This is a genomic window from Desulfovibrio fairfieldensis (genome assembly GCF_001553605.1).
Classification (GTDB): domain Bacteria; phylum Desulfobacterota; class Desulfovibrionia; order Desulfovibrionales; family Desulfovibrionaceae; genus Desulfovibrio; species Desulfovibrio fairfieldensis.
Window position 1 is genome coordinate 3,233,087 of sequence record NZ_CP014229.1, and the last position, 23,100, is coordinate 3,256,186.

Here is a 23,100-nt window from a genome sequence, read left to right on the forward strand (position 1 = left end):
CCTCCCATGTCCCGAGCGCAAACCACGCGCGGACGCGGCGGCCAAGGACATCCCCGTTTCCGTTCCTGTGCGCGGACGCGGGGATGCCCCGGCGGGCATGTTTCTGCTGCCCGCCGGGGACCGAGCAACCATCCGTCACAGGAACAGCCATGAGTACCCTACGATACAGAATCATGCCGCACAGTGAAGAAGCGCCTTTCTCTCTGCCGGAACTCTTTGCGGACCTGGCCGTGGCCGACATCTGCGACGCCCTGGGCCGCAACGCCGCCCTGCCCTCGGCCATCAAGCCTCTGGGCGTCGCTCGCCTGCTGGGCACGGCCTACACGGTCAATCTGCCCGCCGGTGAAAACCTGTTGCTCTACTACGCTGTGGATAATGCCCGGCCCGGCGATGTGCTGGCCGTGGCCTGCGACGGATACGAAGACCGCGCCGTGTGCGGCGAGATCATGGCCGCTCTGGCCCGCAAGCGGGGCTTGGCCGGTTTTGTGGTGGACGGGGCGGTGCGGGACGCGGACGCCCTGCGGGCCATGGACTTTCCGGTCTACGCCCGCGCGGTTTCACCCAACGGTCCGTACAAGGACGGCTGCGGCGAAATCAACGCGCCCATTGCCATGGGCAATGCGGTGATCAGGCCGGGCGACATACTGGTGGCCGACGGCGACGGCATTGTGGCCGTCAGCCGGGACGAAGCCGAATCCGCGGCCATACAGGCCCGCGCCATCCGGGATACCGGCTTGCGTAAGCTCAAATCCATTGAAAAAACCGGTAAGCTGGATTTCACCTGGCTGTACGAAAAACTGGCGGCCGGTTCCTGCGCTATCTTTGACTGACGCCAGACCTTCCCGCCGAATTGGAAGCTGAGGGGGAACATCCTTCAACAGCAGGCCGGTTTCCGCATAATACGGAAACCGGCCGTTGTTTTTTACAAAGCGACATCAACAGGCCCCTCTTGCCCCGCGCATTTTCTCCTCCGGGCCCCTCCCGCCGGGCAAACGCGATTCGAAAACGCCGATATTCTCCATGCGGTCGCGGCAGCTACTTGCTTTCTCTCCTACAGGATACATTATATAGAAATTATAGTCTTTTTTTTGACCACCCAGCCTGAACGGCGTGATGACAGACTAAAAATATGCCGTTTTCTTGGGGAGCTTCAGAACATAACCGGATCTGACGCAGGCGTGTTCAGACAGTTTTCAGATAAAAAATTTCCCGGAGATTCAGATGGATCAGGCCATAATGGATTCACTTGTTGTATACGGAAACATCGCCGTAAAACTGGCCGTGGGCTTGACCGCTTTTATTCTGTTATTGCGGACGACCAATCGCGGCCAACTGACGCAGATGACGCCTGTGGACCTCATCGGCAACTTTGTGCTGGGCGGCATTATCGGCGGCGTTATTTATAATCCGGACATTCACATCATAAAATTCATCATCGTGCTGGCGCTGTGGGAGATTCTTGTGATCTCCGTCAATTCATTGCGCATGCATACTGAATCCGGGCGAAAAATGATTGTGGGCTCGCCCACTCCTATTGTGATCAAGGGAGAATATCTGCAGGACAAATTTCAACAGGCCGGACTTGATATTGCCGACTTTGCGACCCTGGCGCGAATGCAGGGCATTCATTCACTCCATGACATATGGAATGCGCAGCTTGAACCCAACGGTCAGGTCACCATCCAGAAAAAGGATGAACCCAAAAGGGCAATTATTCTTGTAAGCAACGGCGTTATCGATGAAAATGCCATGAAGCTGATCGAAAAAGATGAGGAATGGCTGAAACAGGAATTGAATAAAAACGGCTGTGATTCATGCAAAGATATTTTCTTTGCTGAATGGAACGAAGATACGGACGCTGAAGGAAAAAAATTCGGAAACCTCTATATCATTACGTGCGAAAAAAAAGAAGGACAATAAAATGGGCATTATATCCTGGATTATTTTTGGCCTGGTCGCCGGCGCCATTGCGAAATTCATTTTGCCGGGACGTCTTGAACGCGGCTTTATTGTGACATCCCTGTTAGGAATCGTCGGCGCATGTGTCGGCGGATTCATCGGCACATGGCTTGGTTTCGGCAAAGTAACCGGATTTAACCTGCCGAGCTTTTTTGTGGCCGTACTGGGAGCGCTTCTCGTCTTGATCATCCACGGCAAACTTACATCGAGATAATGCGGCCAGAGCAGCATACCGGAGCGCTGTCAATGAATCCATATCATGAAGGCGTTGACAAGAGCATGTCTCCGCATGAAGAGCCCGTCAGGCGCGCTTCAGAGCCGGTTTTTGCCAATGCCGGGGCAACAGCTACGCCGACTACCCGGCATTTCACCTGGCGTCGCCCAGCGGCTGGATGAACGCCCTCAACGGGCTCATTTACTATCGCGAAAGACTTATGCTGCGGCCTGCATTGACCACACGTCGGTGAAAGTCTTTGCGGGCGACGGGCAAACAGAGGGCTGCCACAGCTTGAGCTGCAGATTCTATTTTGACGGCATGGGAAAATGTGTCGATTTTTTTACGATTGAGGGCGGAGTGCGGCTTGAGCGTCTGAGCAGTTGGGAACTACTGGCCCTGCGGAAAAGTGCCCCTCAGGGCGTGACGGTGCCTCCCGTAACGGAGGCAAACGCCCCGTCAGTCCACGGGATGGCCCAGGGAACGGTATTCGTTGAGCTTGTTGCGCAGAGTGCGCACCGAGATGCCCAACAGTTCGGCGGCCTGGGTGCGGTTGCCGGAGGTGGCTTCCAGGCCCTTGATGATCATGATCCGCTCCATTTCGTGCAGTGGAATTACCGGCCCGGCAAACTGCTCCGCCGGGGTATTGGAGCCTGCCTGAACGGGTGCGGCGGTAGCCGTCCGCTCCGCCGGCGACGCGGAGGCGGCGGAGGGTCCGGCGGTTTCGACGCCCCCGTCCTCCGGGAGGCTGTCTTCCTCAAACAGGGGCCAGGCCTCGTTTTCCAGCAGAAAATGGCAGGGCTCCACCGGACGGCCGTTGGCCAGCAGTACGGCGCGCTCCATAAGGTTTTGCAGCTCGCGCACGTTGCCGGGAAAATCGTAATTTTTCAGCCAGCTCACAGCGGCTTCGGACAGGGATACGGGCGGCAGCTTATATTCGCGCACATACAGGTCCACGAAAAAGCGGGCCAGTTCCAGCACGTCGTCGCCGCGTTCGCGCAGGGAGGGCAGGCGCAGGGGAATGACATTGAGCCGGAAATACAGATCCTGACGGAATTTGCCCTGCTTGACCCAGTCTTCCAGATCGCGGTTGGTGGTGGCAAGCACGCGCACGTCCACCCGCACGGTTTCCGCGCCGCCCACCCGGTCGATCTCGCCTTCCTGAAGCACACGCAGCAATTTGGCCTGCAAGGCCAGATCCATTTCGGAAATTTCGTCCAGCAGCAGGGTGCCCCCGCTGGCCAACTCAAACTTGCCGAGTTTGCGGGCAATAGCTCCGGTAAAGGCTCCCTTTTCATGGCCGAACAATTCGCTTTCCAGCAGATGTTCAGGCAGGGCCGCGCAGTTCACGGCCACAAAGGGACCGCGCGCGCGTTTGCTCATGGCGTGCAGATAGCGCGCGAACATTTCCTTGCCCGTGCCCGACTCGCCGGTGATCAGCACCGTGGCCTTGGAAGCCGCCACCTGCCGGGCCAGCTGCAAGACCCTGGCAATGGCCGGATGCCGCCCCACGATGCGCGGGCCGCCCTGGCCTTCGGCATACTGCGGCCGATGTCCGCCAAAGGTGCTGGAAGCAGGCACGGACGCGGCTTTGCGCGGCTCGCGGGCCACGGCCATGATCCGTTCCACATCCAGAGGTTCCAACCAGTAGTCGCGCGCGCCCAGACCGAGCAGGCGTTCGGCTTCTTCCGGGCTGCCCTTGTCGGTGGTGACGATGACCGGCGGGAAATTGGGGTCTTCCGCGCTCACGGCCAGCAGATCCTCCACCCGGAAGCCGGGAAGGGAAGGCCGCGCGAAAATCACGCCGGGACCGGACTTGCGGATAAAGACCGAAGCCCCTTTGAGATTTTCGGCAATGCCCAGCTCATAGCCAGCATCCCGCAGAGGCGGGAAAATGCCGGTAATGGCCTGGGCCGGCGCGAGAAAAAGCAGACGACGGGTCGACATGGGCCTTTTTGTACCGTGTCGCGTGCCACAATGCAACAGCACGGCCTGAATACGGCCTAATTACTGGGAAAAAGCTGACAACGCCTCCGGCCTGACGTATACAGGCCGCATGCAGAAAAGCGTAATCAGGCATATTCTGACCCTGGTGGCTGAGGGCGGTCTTTCGACGGACAAGGCCTTGGATCAATTGAGTTTTGAAACCGCGCAAGATGCCTTGCACGGCCTGAATCTGGACCCGCAACGCGAACTGCGCAGCGGGCTGGGAGAAGTTATCTTCGCCCAGGGCAAGAGCGACGAAACCCTGCTGGCCGCCGTGGATGGCCTTTCCCGCCACGGGCCGGTGCTGGTCAGCCGCGTCAGCCGTGAACAGGCCGGGCTGCTGCGCAGCATGTTTCCGGCGGGCCTGCACTGGCCTGAAGCCGGGCTGTTTTCCCTGGGCGGTCCGGAACATCTGGAACAACAGATGACCCCGCCCTGGCCGCAATCCGGCGCGGCCCTGGTGGTTTCCGCCGGAGCCGCGGACATGGCCGTGGCCCTGGAAGCCTTCGGCGCGCTGGCGTTCTGGGGTTGTGACTGCGGTTGCGTCACGGATGTGGGCGTGGCCGGGCTGCACCGTCTGAGCCCGCACCTGCGGGCCCTGCACGAAGCACGGGTGATCATCGCCGTGGCCGGCATGGAAGGAGCCCTGCCCGGCGTGCTGGCGGGCCTTACCCCCGCTCCCGTACTGGCCGTGCCCACTTCGGTGGGCTACGGCGTGGGCGCGCACGGCTTCGCGGCGCTCTCCACCATGCTCTGCACTTGTGTGCCCGGCGTGGCCGTGCTCAATATCGATAACGGCTTCGGCGCGGCGGCCTTTGCGGCCAAAGTGCTGGGAAGAAAGTAAAAAAGACCGGTTCCACAGTACGGCGGCCCAAACTGTCCGTGCGGATACACAGCCTGAAACACGAAAAAACTGTCTCTAACTCATTGTTATAGAACAGAAAATTCATTGCTACGCCGCTGTGCCGTGAGCCTGTTGCGGGGCGTCCAGCATCACCGCTCTGTTTTTTCCGCTTGTTTTCGCCTGATACAGGGCCTTATCGGCAATCCGTATACAGTCAGAGAGCGAAACGTCGATCGTGCTCTGTATATGGCACATGCCGACGCTGACTGTTACCACACCGCCTTCGGCATCCGGCAATGCCTCATTTTTCACCAGGCGGCAAATCTTGTTGCCCAGTTCCAGAGTGAACTTGCGTTCAACCAAAAAAATGACAGCAATGAATTCTTCCCCGCCATACCGTATGACATAGCCGTTATGGCCATCAATAGCTTTTTTAAGCGTGGCGGCTATCCGGCGCAGGCAGTCGTCCCCCTTCAGATGTCCATAGAAGTCGTTATATTTCTTGAAATTATCAATATCGAGCATAAACAGTGCCGCTTGACCGGAGGCTCTGATCGGGTACTTCCATTCCTCGGCCAGACCGGTTTCAATGAAACGGCGGTTCAGTAAGCCGGTAAGGGCGTCATGATTGGCGATGATCTCCAGCTTTTTATTGATTTCAGCATTTTTTTTCATGCTGGAGATAATCCAGTAAATAATCAATGCAGTGAGCAGAAAAACCACGGAAAGACAAATTTTTAACGCGGGCCCCTTGGAAATAGAAGCAAAAAAGACGGATTGCGTCATGGAAGCAAGTTCTTCTTCCCGCAAACCGCCAAACAGCACCCACCCCACGGACGGGACAGGTTCATATATTACATAGACCAAGCCGTTTTTCCAATAATACGTTCCGATTCCCTTTTTGCCGTCAAGTCCTTTCCGCTCCAGCTCCAGGATGGAACGCGTCGTCGCATCCTCCTGTCCGCCGAGTATTTTTTTGGCGTTATATTGTGAAGTGACCCACTCCATATGGTGTGGGTCACTGACCGCGATATCCGTCCCTTCCGCGTTGATGATGTAGGATTCTCCAGTATTGACGAAGCGGATGCTTTGAATCAGCCGGCAGAATATATAGCCGTTTTTTTCGATGCTCAGCACACCCGCAATTTTTCCGTTCCGTATCACCGGCGCCGAATAGCAAATCACAAATTCATTATCTTCATTGAAGTATGGTCCATAGACGGCGATATCCCCGCCAAAGGCGGCACGGATATCCGGCCGGTCATTTATGATCCGCTCTCGGCCGTCTGATGCCATGGTTCGTGCTTCCGAAACGTAAACCATGCGCATGGCATCCTTGCCCGGGGAAAAACGGGGAAAGCGGGACCCGGATCCCTGGACGGCATCAGCAACATCAAAAAAAGCGGCGGACATGGCGGCTTCCTTGCGTCCGATTTCCAATTCGGACTCCACCATGTCCACGCCCTGCGCCACCATGGCTTGTACGAGTTTTATTGTATAATTGGTCAGAAGTGTCTGAAAATTATTTGATAACGTATAATATGCCGCAAAAATGATCACAATTACGGTCAGCAGAAAAATAAATCCGACCCGTATTCCCAAAAATATTGCCTGATTTTTATCTCTGATTTTCATGTCCATAGCGTTTTCAGGCAGTGAAAAATTTTCAAAATGGTGAAGAACCGCTTATTAGACTTGCTGATAAAGCATACTCGTTGTGCATTTTCCCGTCAAAACCCAAAAAATGTCCCCTTTTGGGACGTTCTTTTCTTGCTGATTCCTGTCCGAGCGGCCCGCATTTTAGACATGGTCTAACTGTATGCGCTGACCACGTTGCCCATATCCTGCATATTTTCCGCCGCGGCCCGCCACTGATCCTGCATGAAGGAAGCCGCACTGGCCGCGTCGGCCAGTTGTGCGGCGGCGGCCGTGCTGTCGCTGACTACGGACGGCGTGTAGGAAATCACCAGCGCGTCGCCGGGCGGCGTATCCTGCACCACGGACAGACCCTGGGATATGGGATCAAAGAAGATCATACGGCCCTCCCCCGCTTCTTTCATGAAGCGGTCCGGCCGGATACGGACATTGCCCGGCATGACGCCTGCCTGCGTTGCCGAAGATGTCTTCTCCCCAAACTACAGCATGTTGCGTTTGAAATATATATAACATTTCAAACGTAAATTGTTCTGGAAGGGTGTATTCCGAAAAGTCTAGCTCCGACGGCGGCGTTTTTTGGGTTCCGGCTTTTTCTCCTTTTCCGCATCCGGCGCATTGTCGGTAAGCACGGCATTTTCCGGCACCACGCTGTCCACCGTATACTCGGCCAGGGGCTTGCGGTCTTTCAGATAAGCCAGTTCTTCGGCCACGACTTTTTCAAAGGCGGCCATGTGCCTGGCGGAAACCGGCTCGCCGCGCGGATTGATGGCCTTGGTGGGATTGATGAACTTGCCGTTCTGGCGCAGACGGAAATCCAGATGCGGCCCGGTGGACAAACCCGTGCTGCCCACAAAGCCGATAACCTGGCCCTGGCGCACGCGCTGGCCCTGGCGCAGACCCCGGGCATAGCCGGAAAGGTGCGAATACATGGATTCCAGCCCGGCCACGTGCTTGACGATGATCTGGTTGCCGTAACCGCCGCCCCAGCTTCTTTTGGTGACCACGCCTTCGCCCACGGCCTTGACCGGCGTACCGGTGGGCGCGCCGTAATCCACTCCCATATGCGGACGGCTGTAGCCCAGAATAGGGTGCTTGCGGCTCGACGTGAAGCGGGAAGTCACACGGGTAAAGGCCAGGGGAGCCTGCAACAACGTTTTACGCAGGTTTTCGCCCTTGCGGTTGTAATACTGGGCCCGGCCAGAACCGTCCCGGAAAAGATAGGCCTCGAACGTTTTGCCCTTATTGGTGAAATGCGCGGCCAGAACGCGGCCGTAGCCTTTATATTCTCCCTCGCGATAGCGTTTCTCCACCAGCACGGAAAAACTGTCGCCCTCCTGCAGATCACGGATAAAGTTGATTTCCGCGCCGAAAAGGTCAGCCAGTTGCAGCGCCATTTGCGGGCTTTCGCCCACATCGGCCACGGCCTGGAAGAGATTGTCGCTGATGGTGGCTTCCACCGTGCTGAGCAGGGTGACGTATTCAATGGCCTCCACCCTGGCCACGGGCTCTTCGACGCCCTCCACCACCAGACGGCGGCGGCTGTCGATTTCGTATTCAAAACGCTTGACCCGGCCCGAAGCAGAGTCCGTGACGATCACATAGGGCTGGCCCTCGCGGAAGGAACGCATGGAAAACACCTGGCGAGCCGCGCTGATATACTGGTAGATGCCTTCGCTGCCCGTATTTTCCAAAATTTTACTGATGGTGTCGCCCTTTTCCACCGTGCCTTTGACCACTTCCTCACCCGGGGCGTCATCGGGCTGCGCCTCTTCGATCAAGCCCGTGGAAGGCGCTTGCGCAGACGTCTCCGCACCGGGCACGGCCGTGTCCGGCGGCAGGGAGGTTTCCTCACCGGAAACGCTGTCGGAAACATCCGGCTGGGCCTCTGGAAGCCGGGACCGATCGGCGGGATCAGAAGCGGAAGTCTGAACGGCCACAGCCTCGGGCGCACGCCCGGCCTCTTCAGAAACAGCTGTGCCCATCCCGTTTTTATCCGCCTGCGGCGGACCGGGCCGCGCGGGCGGAACAGACGACACCTGTTGTCCGCTTGCATCCGCGCTTGGGTCTTGCCGAACCTTCTGATCCTGTTGCGCCTCCCGGCCCGTTCGCTGCGTCGATTGTTCCGAGACCTGTTCAGCCGCCTGTTCGGGCGCGGCATCGGGCGTAAAGCCGGTTCTGCCGGCATGCTGTACCAGCACGCCGCCCACCAGAAAAATAAAAAAAACTCCCACCAGCCAGAGTCGTTTCATCGGCAACTCCATTTAATAACTATATCCGGCCCTCAGGGCCTTGTCCAGTTGACCCGCGCGGCTGGCGGAGCAAGGCTTTGAGATGATCGGATTCTTCCTTTTTTCATCCGATGCGCGCCTTGTACGCACCCTATCCACAATTGTCCACAGGATGCGCTGGCCTGCGGGCAAGACTTGTTTCAGCAAAGTTTTTATGGTACAAAGACACTTTGTTTCCATACGACGAAAGAAAGGCTCAAGGCCTTGTCCGCGCCCGGCAGCGCGCGGCCCGGGAGCTTATCCACAGGCCGGCGCGCAGGCGCCGACGGCGCGACGTCATGCTGAAAAATGAATTGCGGCACATACTGAACCAGGACGGCACGCAGGAAGCGGAAGCCTGGTTCGAATGTCTGACCCTCCGGCAGGAGGACGATACGTTGCGGGTTGTTTTTCCCCATACGTATTTCGCCGCCTGGTTCTCGCGCCATAAACGCAACGTCTTTGAAGAGGCCCTCAGCCGCCATTTTACTGACAAGAGCCTGCCGCGCGTGGTTTACGAACACTGCGGGCCATCCCCCCAGGTCAGCGCTCCTCAGGCCTCTTCCGGCCGGGAAGGTTCAGAGGGCGAGCCGCAGGCCGGGCCGGACGACGCGCGTAACGCGGAAGACAATTTCGCCTCATTTATCAGCAACGCCAAAAACGCCTTCCCTCTGGCCGCGGCTAAGGAAATTGCTGAAAGCGATGTGGGCGAGGCCTACAACCCCTTTTTGCTCTGCGGGCGCAGCGGTACGGGTAAAACCCATTTGCTGCGGGCTCTGGCCAAGTCTTTCGCGCGGCGCGGCTCCGGAAAAACAGCTTCCAGACGGATCATCTGTCAGAATGCCGCGCGCTTCTGCGCCGAAGACACGCCCTGGGCACGCCGTCCGGAATTGTTCTGGCAACAGTGCGACGCCCTGTTGCTGGACGATCTGCAGGATCTGGCCGGGCAGGCGGCCTGGCAGCAAAAACTGATCGCCTGCATGGACGCCTGTCCCCCGGTTCCCCGGCAAAATGCGGATGTTCCGACTCCGGTCGGAATGGAGTACGGGTTGAGCGACGGGCCGCGCCAGATGATCTTCGCCCACGCAGGGCCGGCCCAGGCCCTGAAGGATCTGGACGAGCGCCTGCGTTCCCGCCTGGAAAGCGGCCTGGTGGTGGAGCTGCTGGAACCGGACCTGGATGTGCGCCTGCGTTATCTGCAGGCTCTCTGCAAGGAGAGACGGCTGAATCTGGGGCGCGACCAGTTGCTCTATCTGGCGCAGCGTTGCGCCCAGTTCCGCCTGCTTCAGGGCCTGCTGCTGAAAGTGGCGGCATTTGCCGCCGTGCACGGCAGAAATCTGACCCCGGCGGACCTGGAAAACATCGTGCGCACCGGCGGAGCGGACAGACCGCCCGGCTGCCGGGAAATTCTGGGCGAAGTGGCCCGAGGCCTGAATCTGCGGCCTGAAGACATTCTGGGTGGCAAACGCAGGCCTGATCTGGTCCTGGCCCGGCAGGTGGCCATGTACCTCTGCCGCCAGAAGCTGGGTTTGTCCTACCCGGAGCTGGGCCGGGCCTTTGGCGGAAAAGACCACAGTACGGTCATCCATGCCATTAAAAAGATTAAGAAATTGCTGGTTAGTGACAAAGATGTGCAGCGTCTGGTGACGCAATTGGAAACAACGGCCCTGTAAGCGGCCCTTCCGGCCTGCGCACATTGGAAAATGTGCGCGCCGTTCCTTGTCCGGGCATTATGCTGATCATAAAAAAGTAAAATATTTCAAAGAGTTTTGTGAGTTGCGCACAAAGGAACAGACCTTAATAATATTCAAGGAAAGCATATGAAACTTACTGTAAACAAAGAGCAGATCATCGAAGGCCTGCAGAAAGCCGCCGCCATCATTCCGGCCAAAGCCGGCGCCGCCTATCTTCGCTCCATCTGGCTCAAGGCCGAGGAGGGCAGTCTGGCGGTCATGTCCACGGACGCCAACATTGAATTCACGGGCCGTTACCCGGCTGAAGTCAGCCAGCCGGGTCTCATCGGCGTACAGGGCCGGGCTTTTGTGGATTTGGTACGCCAGTTGCCCACGGGCGTGCTCAATCTCACCCTGGACGAGGCCTCGGGCAATCTGCTGCTGGAACAGGGACGCCGGGTGTACAAACTGCCGGTGAGCGGTTCCGAGTGGTTCCAGAATTTTTCGGAATTTCCCGTTGAAAACGCGGTGACCTGGTCCGGCGACTTTCTGCAGGACGTGCTGGACAAGGTGGCTTTCTGCATCAGCGACGACGATGCCATGGACGCCATTGCCTGCCTGTGCATGAAGCCGGGCGAAAACGGGCATATCGACGTCTGCGGCCTCAACGGCCATCAGTTCGCCCTGGTTTCCTTCACCCATGACGATCTGGCCGCGCGCCTGCCCGCCGAAGGCATGCTGATTCAGAAGAAATATCTCCAGGATATCAAAAAATGGCTGGGCGCGGACGAAATCGAACTTAATATTACGGATAAGCGCCTTTACCTGCGCAGCCTGGACGGGGCCGAAACTCTCAGCCTGCCCCGCGCGGCCTACGAATATCCGGACTACAACATCTTTATGGGCAAGCTCGCGGACGAAGGCGTCAACTCCATGACCCTGGATCGCAAGGAAGGCATGGACGCTCTGGGTCGTATTCTGATCTTCAATACCGAGAGCGACCGTTGCACCTATATGGATCTTTCTGAAAACGAAGCCCGTCTGTCCGCCCAGGGCCAGGACGTGGGTTCGGCCTCGGAAAGCCTGGAAGTGGCCTACAGGGGCGACATTGCCCGTATAGCCTTCCCCACCCGCAATCTACTGGACGTGCTCGGACATTTCGTTTCCGCCAAGATCGACATGTTGCTCACCGGAACGGAGGGCCCCTGCGGCATCCGGGGACCGGAAGACCCGGACTACACGGTCATCATCATGCCCATGAAGGTTTCCGAGACCACCTATTACAGCGAAGAAGACGTTTAAAGCAGCCCCTTGGGGCTTTCCGACAAAGCACACGGATCAAGACAAGGAAATACTGATGGTTCCTGAAACCTCCGGCAACGGCGGCTACAACGCCTCTTCCATCACCATTCTGGAAGGCCTTTCCGCCGTGCGCAAGCGCCCGGCCATGTATATCGGTTCCACGGACGGGCGCGGCCTGCATCATCTGGTCTATGAAGTGGTGGACAACTCCATTGACGAAGCCATGGCCGGCTATTGTTCGCGGATCACGGTGATCCTGCATGCGGACAATTCCGTGACCGTGCGCGACGACGGGCGCGGCATTCCGGTGGATATCCATCCCAAGGAAGGCGTACCCGCCGTGCAGGTGGTCATGACCAAGCTGCACGCCGGCGGCAAGTTCGACAATACGAGCTACAAGGTGTCCGGCGGTCTGCACGGCGTGGGCGTGTCCTGCGTCAATGCCCTGTCCGAGGAACTGACCGTCACGGTGCGCCGCGACGGCAAGCGCTATCGTCAGCACTACGCGCGCGGCGTGCCGCAGGACCAGCTGGCCGTCATCGGCGAGGATGTGGAAGGCCATGGCACCACCGTGCGTTTCCGGCCGGACGAGGAAATTTTCGAGGTCCTCGAATTTTCCTATGAAACGCTGAAAAAGCGCTTTGAGGAACTGGCCTACCTGAACAAGGGCCTGATCATCGAGTGCATTGACGAGCGCATCGGAGAAACCCATGTTTTCCACGCCGAGGGCGGCATTCGTCAGTTTGTGGCGGATCTCAATTCCGGCGAGCAGGGCATCCATTCGATTATTTTCGGCGAAGGCATGGTGGACAGCGTCACCGTGGATTTCGCCCTGCAGTACAACGCCGGGTACAAGGAAAACATCCTTACCTTTGCCAACAATATCCGCACCAAGGAAGGGGGCACCCACTTGGTGGGCTTCCGCACAGCCCTGACCCGCGCCATCAACGGCTATATCAAGGGCCAGCAGGATCTGGTCAAGAAGCTGAAAAATACCGCCCTGTCCGGCGACGACGTGCGCGAGGGCCTCACGGCTGTGATCAGCGTCAAGCTGCCCCAGCCGCAGTTTGAGGGCCAGACAAAGACCAAACTGGGCAACAGCGAGGTGGCCGGTCTGGTGGCCGGGGTGGTCTATGACCGCCTGAACGTCTATTTTGAGGAAAATCCCAAGGACATCCGGCTGATCATCGATAAGGCCGTGGATGCGGCCCGGGCCCGCGACGCGGCCCGCCGGGCCAAGGAATTGGTGCGGCGCAAAGGGGCCCTGTCGGACAACGCCCTGCCCGGCAAGCTGGCCGACTGCCAGAGCAAAGACCCCGTGGAATCGGAGCTCTTTATCGTGGAGGGCGATTCCGCAGGCGGTTCGGCCAAGCAGGGACGCAATCCTAAAAATCAGGCTATCCTGCCCCTGCGCGGCAAGATTCTGAACACCGAGCGCACCCGTTTTGACCGGATGCTGGCCAACAAGGAAGTCAAGGCTCTGATCACGGCCATGGGCGCGGGCATTCAGGACGACACGGACCTGGAAAAACTGCGTTACCACAAGATCATCATCATGACCGATGCCGACGTGGACGGCGCGCATATCCGCACCCTGTTGCTGACCTTCTTTTTCCGCCAGTATCAGGAAATGGTGGAAAAGGGCTTTGTGTATATCGCCCAGCCGCCGCTCTACCGCGTGCACAACTCACGCATGGAGAAGTTCATCAAGGACGATGCGGAGCTCAACGATTTTCTGCTCTCCCGGGTCAGTGAGGACGTCAGCATCGTGGCCCGTAATGGGAAGACTTTCAGCGGCAAAGCCCTGATCAGCCTCATGCGGCGTATTGAAAAGCTGGAAATGCGCGTGACCGACGCCGAAGGGGCGGGCACCCCGCGCGACCTTTTCCTGGCCCTGACCACCTATCCCGTGCGTGCGGAAGCCTCCATGCTGGAGGACCAGGACAGCGAATTCACGGCTTGGCTCAATGAGCACGGCTATCTGTTGACCTTGGAGCGCGAGCGCAGCGAGGAGGACGACGAGGAACGCCTGTTCGCGGTTTTTGAAAGCACCGGCAGCCACCACACCCGGCGCGGCATGGAGTTCTTTGCCTCCCGCCTGTACCGCCAGACCTGGCAGCTCTTTACAGAACTGCGCGAGGAGTGCGGCGGCCTGGTCTTTACCCTCAGGCGCAAGGACGGCGAAGCCGCGGCCGACGACGTCTTTCAGCTCATGCAGATGGTGCTGGACGAAGCCCGCAGGGGCATCAACATCCAGCGCTACAAGGGCCTGGGCGAAATGAATCCGGACCAGCTCTGGGTGACCACTATGAACCCGGACAACCGCATTCTGTTGCAGGTTTCCGTAGAGGATGCCACTTCCGCCTCCGACGCCTTTGAGGAACTGATGGGCGACAGGGTGGAACCGCGTCGCGATTTCATTGAACGTAACGCCCTGGCTGTACAGGAGCTGGATATTTAAGGAAGCGCTGGTTGATGGTCTTTTTGCCCTGTGCCGTGTTGCTCACCCAGCAGCTTAACGGCCTCGGCAAAACAAAAATTTTCATTGATCACACTTCTCAAAACGGAACTACGCATAGGAATGGAAAACAGCAAACAACCCTCCACAGGCTGGCTGTCCTGGCTTATAGCTGTGGGCGGCTGGCTGACCTGCGCGGCCATGTGTCTTTTTTTGACAGTCAGTCTGGAGGGCTGGCCCAAGGCCTATAATTTTGTCCTTCCGGCGGTCATAGCCATATTGTTCAGCAATATTGTCGTGTTTCTCTTCATGTCTTCACGTTTCGGCGAACATGCCGGAATTCTGTTCCGGGCCGTGAGCCGCGTGTGCATGGCCGAAGGCGTGCTGTTGCTGCTGCTCTTTGCAGGGGGCAGATTTTTTATCGGAACTTAAAGCAATTTCAAAGTGAAATTGCTTTAACGCCGCACACGGTGCGGCGCGCCGCAACGCGGCATGGATTCTGGCGGAAACCACGTTTTTCGCCAGAATGCCAACTTTGAAATTTGTAAAATTTCAAAGTTAATCTGTTCTAGGGAAGCACTGATTACTGGTCTTTTTGCTCTCTGCCTGCGCGTGAACGGCTCAAGCAAGCCGCTGGCGCGGCCACGGCTAGTGATCTTGGCAGAGAATAAAAATCTTCATTAACCGGTGTTTAGATGTAGTCACTATACCCTGCCGCGTTGGGCGGCCACGGTTGATATTCTACCCGCGAGGCGAACGTGTCTGAAGCGCAAGACGGACAGCATCCGCAAATCAACATAGAAAAAGAACTCCGCCAGTCCTATCTGGAGTACTCCCTTTCGGTCATCATCGGGCGCGCCATTCCGGACGCCCGTGACGGCCTGAAGCCCGTGCACCGGCGGATCATGTTCGCCCAGTACGAGCTGGCAAACAATTACAACCGCCCGCACAAGAAGTCCGCGCGCATCGTCGGCGACGTCATCGGTAAATATCACCCGCACGGCGATTCGGCGGTCTATGACGCCTTGGTGCGCCTGGCGCAGGAATTTTCCATGCGCGATCCCCTGGTGGACGGCCAGGGCAACTTCGGCTCCATCGACGGCGACTCTGCGGCGGCAATGCGCTACACGGAAGTGCGCATGTCCCGGCTGGCCCAGGAATTCCTGGGCGACCTGGACAAGAATACCGTGGATTTCCGGCCCAACTACGACAATACCCTGCAGGAACCCTCGGTGATGCCCACCAAGGTGCCCAATCTGCTGCTCAACGGTTCGTCGGGCATTGCCGTGGGCATGGCCACCAATATTCCGCCGCACAACCTGGGCGAACTCTGTGACGCGCTGCAGCTTCTGCTGGACAATCCCCAGTGCAGCGTGGACGACCTCATGGAGTACGTGAAGGGGCCGGACTTCCCCACCGCCGGTTTTGTCTACGCGGGCAAGGGACTGTACGACGCCTACCATACGGGCCGGGGCACGGTAAAAATGCGCGGCCGGGTGGAAATCGAGGAGCGCAAAAAAGGCCTCCAGTCCGTGGTCATCAGGGAAATTCCCTTTGGCCTGAACAAATCCAGCCTGGTGGAAAAAATCGCGGCCCTGGTCAATGACCGCAAGATCGACGGCATTGCGGATTTGCGCGATGAATCGGACCGCAAGGGCATCCGCATCGTCATTGACCTCAAGCGCGGCGTGATTCCGGATATTGTGGTCAATGCCCTGTATAAATTCACGCCCCTGGAATCCAGCTTCGGCATCAATATGCTGGCTGTGGTGGACAACCGGCCGGTGCTGCTTACTCTTAAAAGCGCACTGAGCTGCTTTGTGGACCACCGGCGCGAAGTGGTCATTCGCCGTACCCGTTACGATCTGGAAAAAGCCGAAGCCCGGGCCCATATTCTGGAAGGTCTGCGCATCGCCATAGACCATATCGACCAGGTGGTGGCCCTGATCCGCGCATCGGCCAATCCTGAGGAAGCCCGCCAGGGCCTCATGGAAACCTTCGAGCTGTCCGAAATTCAGGCCAGGGCCATTCTGGACATGCGTCTGCAACGCCTCACCGGTTTGCAGCGCGAGGAACTGCTGGCCGAATACAAGGATCTGCTCCAGAAAATCGAATTCTATAAGTCCGTGCTGGACAATTCGGAAGTGCTGCGCAGCGAGATGAAGCGCGAGATCCGCGAGATTCGGGAAACGTTCGTCACGCCCCGGCGCACGGAAGTGCTCACCGAGGCCTTGGGCGGCATCGACATCGAGGACCTGATCCCGGACGATGAGGTGGTCATCACCCTGTCCCGCCGCGGGTACATGAAGCGCACCAATCTGGAAAATTACCAGCAGCAGAAGCGCGGCGGCAAGGGCATTGCGGCCCTGCACACCTCGGACGACGATTACGTGCAGGAATTCCTGACCACCACCAATCACCAGTATCTCTGTCTGTTCACCAACAAAGGCCGCATGCACCAGCTCAAGGTGCATCAGGTGCCCGAGGGCAGCCGCACGGCCAAGGGCGTGCATATTAACAATCTGCTGCCGCTGGAAGAGGGCGAGTGGGTCACCACGGTGCTGGCCCTGCGCGAGTTTGCCGAGGACAAGTATTTCCTCTTTGTGACCCGGCGCGGCATGGTCAAACGCTCTTCGGCCTCGCTCTATGCCCGCTGCCGTAAAACCGGACTCATGGCCGTGGGCCTGCGCGAGGACGACGAGCTGGTGGTGGTGCGGCCCATCCGCGAGGACAATCACATTGTACTGGCCACGGCGGACGGCTTTGCCATCCGCTTTTCCTGCGGTGACATCCGGCCCATGGGTCGGGTGGCCACTGGGGTCAAGGGCATTGCCCTGCGCCGCCAAGACAGTGTGGTGGCCGGGGTGGTTCTCAAGGATGTGGATCAGACCACGGAAATCATGTCCATTTCGGCCAACGGCTACGGCAAGCGCACCAGGGTGGATCTTTACCGCCTTCAGTCGCGCGGCGGCAAGGGCATCATCAACTTCAAGGTCACGGCCAAGACAGGCCCGGTGGTGGGCGCCATGCCCGTGCGGGATAACGACGGCCTGATCCTGCTGACCTCGGCCAACAAGATTGTGCGCATCGGCGTGGACGAGGTGCGCAGCAAGGGCCGGGCCACCATGGGCGTGATGCTGGTACGCCTGGACGAAGGCGCGCGCGTGGTGGGCTTTGACCGTGTGGACGAGGGCGGCCAGATCGTACGTGATCTCAGCGTGGAGCTGGATGAGGCGGACGGCATGCCTTCCGTTGCCTCCGCCTCTGATTCCGCCGACGGCCGTGGCTCGAAGCCGGACGCGGAACCGAATCAGGATGGTGATGAGGACTAAACCGCGCCCGCGTTCGTGCCTGCTGCTGGCGGCCCTGGCTCTTTGGGCCTGCCTGGCGACCGGTTGCGAACAAGATGCGTTGCTGACCGACGACCTCGGCGCGGCGCGCGCGGCAATGGCCGAGCGCAACTGGCCTCTGGCCGAACGCCTGCTGGAACGTTATCTGCGCGAGGAGCGAAATCCGGACCAGCGCTGGGAGGCCTGGCAGCAGTTGTTGAGCGTGGTCAATTCCGCCAATCCGGAAGCCCGCGCCACTCTGGAATATCTGGAGGTCATGCTGGCGGAATTCGCGGACGACGACGCCCGCACCAAGGTTGTGCTGGAGCGCATGGGGCGGCTTAATGAAAGCCTGCGACATTATGACCGTGCGGCGGACGCCTGGAGCTCCTATATCGGGCTGGCCGGCCTGACGCCGGGGGAAACCGTGGAGGGCTATCGTCGGCTGGCCGCCACGCAGTTCAGTCAGCGCCGTTTCGACGCCGGGGAGGAAACCCTGCAGCAATGCCTGGCCCTGCCTCTGGCGGATCACGACAAGATCATGTGCATGTATGATCTGGCGGACCAAAACATGGCCCGCGAGCACTGGCAGGAAGTGGCGGACCTCAGCCAGCAGATCCTGGACAGCGGGCCGGACAAGGAAGTGAGGGGCCTGGCTGGTTATCTGCTGGGTGATGCCCTGGAACAGCTGGGGCGGGGCGAGGAAGCCCTGAAACAATTTGAACTGGCGCGCGACGAATATCCCAATCCGTCGGTCATGGACAATCGCATTGCGCATTTGCGCAAAAAACTGAAGAAGTAGATGGTTATGATTCGGCACGAATGCGGTCTTTTCGGTATTTATGATCATGAGGACGCGGCCCGTCTGGCCTATTTCGGCCTCTACGCCCAGCAGCACCGGGGCCAGGAGAGCGCGGGCATCGTTACCCTGGATACGGACGGCGTGCACGAGCACAAGGGCATGGGCCTGGTGCCTGACGTCTTTTCCGAGGCCGGCCTGCGCGCCCTCACCGGCCGGATAGCCGTGGGCCATGTGCGCTATTCCACCACGGGCCGTTCCTCCAGCTGCAATGCTCAGCCCTTCCTGGCCCACTACAAGGGACAGGACATTGTGCTGGCCCACAACGGCAACCTGGTCAACGCCGGGGAACTGCGCGAGGAGCTGGAAAACGAGGGAGCCATTTTTTCCACGGGCAACGACACGGAAATATTCATGCATCTGCTGGTGCGGGCCCTGCGGCGGCACAATCTGCCCGAAGCCATCCGCGAAGCCTGTTCCCGTGTGCGCGGAGCCTACTGCCTGCTGATTCTGGCCGGTTCAACTCTGGTGGCCGTGCGCGATCCTTTCGGTTTCCATCCCCTGGCGCTGGGCCGTCTGGACGGCAAGCCGGTTTTCGCTTCGGAAACCTGCGCTTTCGACCTTCTGGAAGCCGAGTACGAGCGCTCCGTGGAACCCGGCGAAATGATTATTGTGGACGCCTCGGGCGAGCGCAGCGAACAGCTGCGCGGGCCGCTGCCCCAAAAACCCCGCCAGTGCATCTTTGAGCTGGTTTATTTCGCCCGGCCTGATTCCTATGTCTTCAACGAGCAGGTCTACCTCTGCCGCAAGCAGATGGGCTGGCAGCTGGCCCATGAATCCACGCCGGACGTGGATTTTGTGCTGCCGTTCCCGGATTCCGGGGTCTATTCGGCGGTGGGCTTCGCCCAGTGCGCGGAACTGCCCTATGAGCACGCCATGATCCGCAACCATTACGTGGGCCGCACGTTCATCCAGCCCACCCAGAGCATGCGCAATTTCGGGGTGCGGGTGAAAATCAATCCGGTGCGGGCCATGATCGAGGGCAAGAAAATCTGCATTGTGGACGACTCCATCGTGCGCGGTACCACCATGATCACTCGCGTGAAAAAGTTGCGTGAACTGGGCGCTAAGGAAGTGCACATCCGCATTTCCTGCCCGCCGGTGAAATATCCCTGCCATTACGGCATTGATTTTTCCTCGCGCGGCGAGCTTATCGCGGCCCAGTGCACCCTGCCGGAGATTGTCAGCCGCCTGGATGTGGATTCCCTGCATTACTTGAGCATTGACGGCCTGCTGCGCTCGGTCATGCATTCGGACAGCTATTGCCTGGCCTGCTTTACCGGCGAATACCCCGTGCCCTGTGAGGAGTGCGACAAGTACAGGCTGGAGGGTCCCTGCGGCAGCCGCTAGGGCCTGGCCAACCACGCGTCGCCGGTTGACGCCGTCGCGCCGACAAGATACAGGGCTGCACGGTCGAATACGGCCATCTGAAGAGGAAGATATGAACATCGCACGCATTAAGGGCTTTGCGGACATGTTTCCGCCGCAGAGCGATAACTTCACCCGCATGGAAAACTGCGCGCGGGATATTTTCGGCCGTTACGGTTTTGTGGAATTGCGCACGCCTCTCGTGGAGTTCACCGAACTCTTTCAGCGCTCCATCGGTGAGGAAACCGACGTGGTGCAAAAAGAGATGTACACCTTTCCGGACCGCAAGGGCCGCTCCCTGACCCTGCGGCCCGAAGCCACGGCCGGAGTCATGCGCGCCTACATCGAATCCGGGCTGAACAGCCGAGAGGCGGTCAGCCGCCTGTTCACCACCGGCCCCATGTTCCGCTACGAGCGCCCGCAGAAGGGCCGCATGCGCCAGTTCCACCAGATCAACTGCGAATGCCTGGGCACGCAGAGTCCCTTGGCCGACGCGGAACTGATCATCATGCTGATGCGTTTTCTGCGTGCCCTGGGTCTGAAGGACCTGGGCCTCAAGCTCAATTCCCTGGGCTGTGCCGAATGCCGTCCGCGCTTCAAGGAAGCCCTGCTGGAATATTTGCGCGGCGTGGACCGCAATGCGCTCTGCCCGGACTGCGCCCGTCGGGTGGACAGCAATCCCCTGCGCGTGCTGGACTGCAAGCAGCCCGGCTGCCGTGCCCTGACGGACAACGCGCCAAAACTGCTGGACTACAATTGCCCGGAGTGCAAGGCTCACTTTGAAACCGTGCTGGAAATGCTGCGCACCGAGGATCTGCCTCTGGAGCTGGATCACCGCCTGGTGCGCGGTCTGGACTACTATTGCCGGACCACTTTTGAGGTGGTAAGCGGGAGCATCGGCGCGCAATCCGCTGTGGCCGGAGGCGGCCGCTATGATGGCCTGATCAAAAGCCTGGGCGGTCCGGACGTGCCGGGCGTGGGTTTTGCCTGCGGCATGGAGCGACTGGCTCTGCTGCTGGGCGACGACGCGGAAACGCGGCCGGATTTTTATCTTTTGGGCCTTGAGGAGGCCGGGCGCGCCCAGGCCTTTGCCCTGGCCCAGAAGCTGCGCGCCGCGGGCTTGCGCGGAGAAATGAATTTCAGCACGGGCGGCTTTAAAAGCCTCATGCGCCAGGCCGGGAAATCCGGCGCGCGCTTTTGCCTGATCATCGGGCCGGACGAAGCGGCTCAGAACAACGTGACCATCAAACATCTGGACAGCGGCGAGCAGCGGAGCATGCCGCAAGCCGACGCAATCCTTTATCTGCAAGCGGGAACAGCCAATGACTGAGCAAATGCAGGACGTACAGCTGGAACATCAGAAATTCGTTGAAGACCTGGGCGACTGGCAACGCAGTCACACCTGCGGGCAGCTGACCCTGGCCGACGATCAGGCGGAGGTCTGCCTGATGGGCTGGGTGCAGTACCGGCGCGACCACGGCGGCCTGATTTTCGTGGACCTGCGCGACCGCGACGGTCTGACTCAGGTGGTCTTCAGCCCGGATATCGCGCCCTCGGCTCATGAGAACGCGCATATCCTGCGTTCCGAGTACGTGCTGGCCGTCAAGGGCAAGGTGCGCCCCCGGCCCGTGGGCATGGTCAACAGCACCATGGTCACCGGCGAAATCGAAGTAGTGGCCTACGAGTGGAAGCTGCTGAACACGTCCAAGACGCCGCCGTTCCCCATTGAAGACCGTTGCGACGCGGGCGAGAACCTGCGCCTGGCCTGGCGCTATCTGGATCTGCGGCGCCCGCGCATGCAGGCCAATCTGCGTTTGCGCCACAAGGTGGCCCAGACCATCCGCCGGTATCTGGACGAGGGCGGCTTTGTGGAAGTGGAAACTCCGGTGCTGACCAAATCCACGCCCGAGGGCGCGCGCGACTTTCTGGTGCCCAGCCGCCTGAATCCCGGCGAATTCTACGCGCTGCCCCAGTCCCCGCAGCTTTTCAAGCAGATGCTGATGGTTTCCGGTCTGGACCGCTATTTCCAGATCGTGCGCTGTTTCCGCGACGAGGACCTGCGCGCCGACCGCCAACCCGAGTTCACCCAGGTGGACATTGAAATGAGCTTTGTGGACGAGGAAAAGGTCATGACCATGGCCGAAGGCCTGATGGCCCGCGTCTTCAAGGACGTCATGGGCAAGGAGCTCAGCCTGCCTTTCCCGCGCATGCGTTGGGACGAGGCCATGAGCCGCTACGGCGTGGACAAGCCGGACACCCGCTTCGGCCTGGAGCTCAAGGACATTACGGGCATCGTGCGCGGTTCGGGCTTCAAACTTTTTGCCCAGGCCAAGCTGGTCAAGGCCATGAAGGTGCCGGGCGGGGAGTCCATGACCCGCAAGGAAATAGACGCCTTTACCGAATTCGTGAAGATCTACGGCGCGCAGGGCCTGGCCTGGATCAAGATCAAGGCCGGGGAATGGCAGTCGCCCATTGCCAAGTTCCTCTCCGACGAGGAACGCAAGGGCATTGCGGAAGCCCTGGATCTGCGGGTGGGCGACATCGTCTTTTTCCAGGCCGGAGAGCCGGATATGGTCAACGCGGCCCTGGGCAACCTGCGCGTGCATCTGGCCGGGCATCTCAAGCTCATTCCGGAAAACAGCTTTAATTTCCTCTGGGTCACGGATTTCCCGCTGTATGAGTATGACCAGGAGGAGAAGCGTTATGTGGCCTGCCACCATCCCTTCACCTCGCCAGCGCCCGGCCATCTGGAGCTGATGACCAGCGACCCGGCCAAGGCCCGCGCCCGCGCCTATGACATGGTGCTTAACGGCAATGAGGTGGGTGGCGGCTCCATCCGCATCCATTCCGGCGACGTGCAGCGCAAGATGTTCGAGGCCCTGGGATTCACGCCGGAGCAGGCCGAGACCCAGTTCGGCTTCCTGATCCAGGCCCTGGAGCAGGGCGCGCCGCCGCACGGCGGCCTGGCCTTCGGCTTGGATCGCCTGATCATGCTTCTGGCCGGGGCGGCCAGCATTCGCGACGTTATCGCCTTCCCCAAGACCCAGAAGGCCACCTGCCTGCTGACCGAGGCTCCGGCTCCGGTGGCGGGCAAGCAGTTGCGTGAGCTGGGCCTGCGCTTGCGTGAGCAGCCCGCCAAGGAAGGGGAAGCCAAAAAGAGCGAAGAAGCCGCACAGGCCTGAGAC

The 23,100-nt window shown here is 59.4% G+C and carries 17 protein-coding genes; 13 read left to right on the top strand and 4 right to left on the bottom strand.

What is annotated here, in order from left to right; all coding sequences use genetic code 11:
- Positions 1 to 149 precede the first annotated feature (149 nt).
- From AXF13_RS13585 to AXF13_RS13595, 3 genes are all read left to right on the top strand, one after another.
- Positions 150 to 830 (top strand): RraA family protein, encoded by a 681-nt coding sequence (locus AXF13_RS13585; RefSeq protein WP_062254044.1) that lies wholly within the window; start codon positions 150 to 152, stop codon positions 828 to 830.
- 391 nt (positions 831 to 1,221) lie between these two features.
- On the top strand, positions 1,222 to 1,920 hold the full coding sequence (locus tag AXF13_RS13590) for a DUF421 domain-containing protein (RefSeq protein ID WP_008682908.1): 699 nt from the start codon (positions 1,222 to 1,224) through the stop codon (positions 1,918 to 1,920).
- Position 1,921: 1 nt separating this feature from the next.
- Positions 1,922 to 2,173 carry a GlsB/YeaQ/YmgE family stress response membrane protein gene (locus AXF13_RS13595; RefSeq protein ID WP_008682910.1) on the top strand — a complete coding sequence of 84 codons (252 nt, stop codon included), beginning with the start codon at positions 1,922 to 1,924 and terminating at the stop codon, positions 2,171 to 2,173.
- Positions 2,174 to 2,632: 459 nt separating this feature from the next.
- Here AXF13_RS13595 and AXF13_RS13600 read toward each other — a convergent pair whose 3' ends face one another.
- On the bottom strand, positions 2,633 to 4,120 hold the full coding sequence (locus AXF13_RS13600) for a sigma-54 dependent transcriptional regulator (protein WP_062254046.1): 1,488 nt from the start codon (positions 4,118 to 4,120) through the stop codon (positions 2,633 to 2,635).
- 109 nt (positions 4,121 to 4,229) lie between these two features.
- On the opposite strand from AXF13_RS13600, the gene larB reads away from it, so the two are divergent.
- Positions 4,230 to 5,003 (top strand): nickel pincer cofactor biosynthesis protein LarB, encoded by a 774-nt coding sequence (gene larB, locus AXF13_RS13605; protein ID WP_062254048.1) that lies wholly within the window; start codon positions 4,230 to 4,232, stop codon positions 5,001 to 5,003.
- A 108-nt stretch (positions 5,004 to 5,111) separates the two neighbouring features.
- On the opposite strand, the gene AXF13_RS13610 is transcribed toward larB, so the two are convergent.
- The 3 genes from AXF13_RS13610 to AXF13_RS13620 all read right to left on the bottom strand — a co-directional run bounded on the left by AXF13_RS13610 (position 5,112) and on the right by AXF13_RS13620 (position 8,908).
- Positions 5,112 to 6,644, bottom strand: a complete 1,533-nt coding sequence (locus AXF13_RS13610; protein WP_062254050.1) for a sensor domain-containing diguanylate cyclase — start codon at positions 6,642 to 6,644, stop codon at positions 5,112 to 5,114.
- Positions 6,645 to 6,814: 170 nt separating this feature from the next.
- Complete coding sequence (locus tag AXF13_RS13615; protein ID WP_020990204.1) at positions 6,815 to 7,039, bottom strand: hypothetical protein; 225 nt, start codon at positions 7,037 to 7,039, stop codon at positions 6,815 to 6,817.
- 174 nt (positions 7,040 to 7,213) lie between these two features.
- Positions 7,214 to 8,908 (bottom strand): M23 family metallopeptidase, encoded by a 1,695-nt coding sequence (locus tag AXF13_RS13620; RefSeq protein ID WP_062254052.1) that lies wholly within the window; start codon positions 8,906 to 8,908, stop codon positions 7,214 to 7,216.
- A 317-nt stretch (positions 8,909 to 9,225) separates the two neighbouring features.
- Here AXF13_RS13620 and AXF13_RS13625 point away from each other — a divergent pair, with 317 nt between their 5' ends.
- The 9 genes from AXF13_RS13625 to aspS all read left to right on the top strand — a co-directional run bounded on the left by AXF13_RS13625 (position 9,226) and on the right by aspS (position 23,097).
- Positions 9,226 to 10,599: a helix-turn-helix domain-containing protein gene (locus AXF13_RS13625; RefSeq protein ID WP_062254054.1), complete on the top strand. Its 1,374-nt coding sequence runs from the start codon at positions 9,226 to 9,228 to the stop codon at positions 10,597 to 10,599.
- 147 nt (positions 10,600 to 10,746) lie between these two features.
- Positions 10,747 to 11,901 (top strand): DNA polymerase III subunit beta, encoded by a 1,155-nt coding sequence (dnaN, locus tag AXF13_RS13630; RefSeq protein ID WP_062254056.1) that lies wholly within the window; start codon positions 10,747 to 10,749, stop codon positions 11,899 to 11,901.
- A gap of 55 nt (positions 11,902 to 11,956) precedes the next feature.
- Positions 11,957 to 14,362: a DNA topoisomerase (ATP-hydrolyzing) subunit B gene (gene gyrB / locus AXF13_RS13635; RefSeq protein ID WP_062254058.1), complete on the top strand. Its 2,406-nt coding sequence runs from the start codon at positions 11,957 to 11,959 to the stop codon at positions 14,360 to 14,362.
- A 120-nt stretch (positions 14,363 to 14,482) separates the two neighbouring features.
- Positions 14,483 to 14,791, top strand: coding sequence for a hypothetical protein (locus AXF13_RS13640; protein ID WP_062254060.1), 309 nt, complete (start codon positions 14,483 to 14,485; stop codon positions 14,789 to 14,791).
- Between the two features lie 326 nt (positions 14,792 to 15,117).
- Positions 15,118 to 17,691: a DNA gyrase subunit A gene (gene gyrA / locus AXF13_RS13645; RefSeq protein WP_062254062.1), complete on the top strand. Its 2,574-nt coding sequence runs from the start codon at positions 15,118 to 15,120 to the stop codon at positions 17,689 to 17,691.
- The gene (locus AXF13_RS13650) at positions 17,681 to 18,490 is read left to right on the top strand and encodes a tetratricopeptide repeat protein (RefSeq protein WP_062254064.1); all 810 of its coding nucleotides are present in this window, start codon (positions 17,681 to 17,683) and stop codon (positions 18,488 to 18,490) included. Before gyrA ends, AXF13_RS13650 begins: the two co-directional genes overlap by 11 nt.
- A 6-nt stretch (positions 18,491 to 18,496) precedes the next feature.
- The gene (purF, locus tag AXF13_RS13655; protein WP_020990206.1) at positions 18,497 to 19,897 is read left to right on the top strand and encodes an amidophosphoribosyltransferase; all 1,401 of its coding nucleotides are present in this window, start codon (positions 18,497 to 18,499) and stop codon (positions 19,895 to 19,897) included.
- 91 nt (positions 19,898 to 19,988) lie between these two features.
- Positions 19,989 to 21,245 (top strand): histidine--tRNA ligase, encoded by a 1,257-nt coding sequence (gene hisS, locus AXF13_RS13660; protein WP_062254065.1) that lies wholly within the window; start codon positions 19,989 to 19,991, stop codon positions 21,243 to 21,245.
- Positions 21,238 to 23,097, top strand: a complete 1,860-nt coding sequence (aspS, locus tag AXF13_RS13665; RefSeq protein WP_062254067.1) for an aspartate--tRNA ligase — start codon at positions 21,238 to 21,240, stop codon at positions 23,095 to 23,097. The genes hisS and aspS overlap by 8 nt, the downstream gene beginning before the upstream one ends.
- Positions 23,098 to 23,100 lie beyond the last annotated feature (3 nt).

Excerpts from the sequence above, each read along its gene's own strand:
- dnaN (WP_062254056.1), top strand. The coding sequence starts at position 10,747 with ATGAAACTTACTGTAAACAAAGAGCAGATCATCGAAGGCCTGCAGAAA.
- AXF13_RS13620 (WP_062254052.1), bottom strand. The coding sequence starts at position 8,908 with ATGAAACGACTCTGGCTGGTGGGAGTTTTTTTTATTTTTCTGGTGGGC.
- hisS (WP_062254065.1), top strand. The coding sequence starts at position 19,989 with ATGAACATCGCACGCATTAAGGGCTTTGCGGACATGTTTCCGCCGCAG.
- purF (WP_020990206.1), top strand. The coding sequence starts at position 18,497 with ATGATTCGGCACGAATGCGGTCTTTTCGGTATTTATGATCATGAGGAC.
- aspS (WP_062254067.1), top strand. The coding sequence starts at position 21,238 with ATGACTGAGCAAATGCAGGACGTACAGCTGGAACATCAGAAATTCGTT.
- AXF13_RS13615 (WP_020990204.1), bottom strand. The coding sequence starts at position 7,039 with ATGATCTTCTTTGATCCCATATCCCAGGGTCTGTCCGTGGTGCAGGAT.
- AXF13_RS13585 (WP_062254044.1), top strand. The coding sequence starts at position 150 with ATGAGTACCCTACGATACAGAATCATGCCGCACAGTGAAGAAGCGCCT.
- AXF13_RS13650 (WP_062254064.1), top strand. The coding sequence starts at position 17,681 with ATGAGGACTAAACCGCGCCCGCGTTCGTGCCTGCTGCTGGCGGCCCTG.
- AXF13_RS13640 (WP_062254060.1), top strand. The coding sequence starts at position 14,483 with ATGGAAAACAGCAAACAACCCTCCACAGGCTGGCTGTCCTGGCTTATA.
- AXF13_RS13600 (WP_062254046.1), bottom strand. The coding sequence starts at position 4,120 with ATGTCGACCCGTCGTCTGCTTTTTCTCGCGCCGGCCCAGGCCATTACC.
- gyrB (WP_062254058.1), top strand. The coding sequence starts at position 11,957 with ATGGTTCCTGAAACCTCCGGCAACGGCGGCTACAACGCCTCTTCCATC.
- larB (WP_062254048.1), top strand. The coding sequence starts at position 4,230 with ATGCAGAAAAGCGTAATCAGGCATATTCTGACCCTGGTGGCTGAGGGC.
- AXF13_RS13625 (WP_062254054.1), top strand. The coding sequence starts at position 9,226 with ATGCTGAAAAATGAATTGCGGCACATACTGAACCAGGACGGCACGCAG.
- AXF13_RS13595 (WP_008682910.1), top strand. The coding sequence starts at position 1,922 with ATGGGCATTATATCCTGGATTATTTTTGGCCTGGTCGCCGGCGCCATT.
- AXF13_RS13610 (WP_062254050.1), bottom strand. The coding sequence starts at position 6,644 with ATGGACATGAAAATCAGAGATAAAAATCAGGCAATATTTTTGGGAATA.
- AXF13_RS13590 (WP_008682908.1), top strand. The coding sequence starts at position 1,222 with ATGGATCAGGCCATAATGGATTCACTTGTTGTATACGGAAACATCGCC.